The sequence below is a fragment of the Vibrio fujianensis genome, assembly GCF_002749895.1.
GTDB classification, from domain to species: Bacteria; Pseudomonadota; Gammaproteobacteria; order Enterobacterales; family Vibrionaceae; genus Vibrio; species Vibrio fujianensis.
The window spans coordinates 663,978-665,091 of record NZ_NBUS01000054.1 but is presented as its reverse complement, the minus strand read 5'-3'; the positions used below and the strand labels follow the sequence as shown (position 1 = coordinate 665,091).

Genomic DNA, 1,114 nt, shown 5'->3' with positions numbered 1-1,114 from the left:
CGCAAACAGCGATTCAATTTAACCCTTATGGCAACTCGGTTTTTGTCATTGAGCAGCAAGATGACACGCTTAAGGTTCAACAGCGATTTGTACAAACGGGTGAGCGTCGAGGCGATTTGATCGTGATTGAAAAAGGGCTAGAGGTCGGGGAGCGTATCGTCACTTCTGGTTTATTGAAATTACGTAATGGTGCTCAAATTATTATTAGTGATAATGCTCGAGTTCAGCCAAGTGCTGATGTTGCGCCATCACCCGACAATCAGTAGGAGTCTTCATGCGTTTTACTGATAAGTTTATTCAAAAACCGATCCTGTCTTCGGTGGTGAGTTTATTCATCATTCTTTTGGGCCTACGTGCCATTATGGATATGAATGTCCGCCAATTTCCTGAGATCCAAAATGCGGTGATCAGCGTTAGTACTACTTATGTTGGTGCTGACGCAGACTTAATTCAAGGGTTTATAACCACGCCGTTAGAACGTGAAATTGCTGCTGCCGAAGGGATTGATTACCTCGTTTCCACTTCTGTGGCGGGCAATAGTACCATTGAAGCGTACTTACGGCTCGACTATGATCCGAATGAAGCGTTGACGCAAATTGCCGCGCAGGTGAATAAAGTTCGTTCTGAGCTACCAGAAAATGCTCGTGAGCCGGTTGTTACTTTGCAAGTCGGTGAGAGTATTGCTGCGATGTACTTATCCTTCTATTCACAAGTGCTGGGGGATAACCAAATCACTGACTACTTAGTCCGAGTGGTCGAGCCGCAATTATCGACATTACCCGGGGTTCAGCGAGCTGAAATTCTTGGGGCACGCACCTTTGCAATGCGTATTTGGTTAGATTCGGTCAAAATGGCGGCATATGGATTGACCGGAAGTGATGTTGCTGCAGCACTAAATAATAATAATGTGCTAGCCGCACTCGGGCGAACCAAAGGTCAAATGGTCGCCATTGACTTGACGGCAGCGACTGATTTACGCGATGCCGAAGGATTTAAAAAATTAGTTGTTGGCAGTGATGGACAAAGTGTTATCCGCTTAGAAGATGTGGCTGATGTTGAACTTGGCGCAGAAAGTTATGAAAGTTCGGTCAGTTTCAATGGGTTAGCGGCAACG

Annotated in this window: 2 protein-coding genes; both read left to right on the top strand. The window is 45.7% G+C overall.

Features of this window, described 5'->3' with window-relative positions; genetic code table 11:
• Nucleotides 1–266: permuted SH3 domain-containing protein (locus tag B7C60_RS19795; protein ID WP_483887769.1), on the top strand; the 266-nt coding region annotated here is incomplete at its 5' end.
• An 8-nt stretch (nt 267–274) separates the two neighbouring features.
• A partial coding sequence (locus B7C60_RS19790; protein ID WP_245869601.1) for an efflux RND transporter permease subunit occupies nt 275–1,114 on the top strand: 840 nt, incomplete at its 3' end.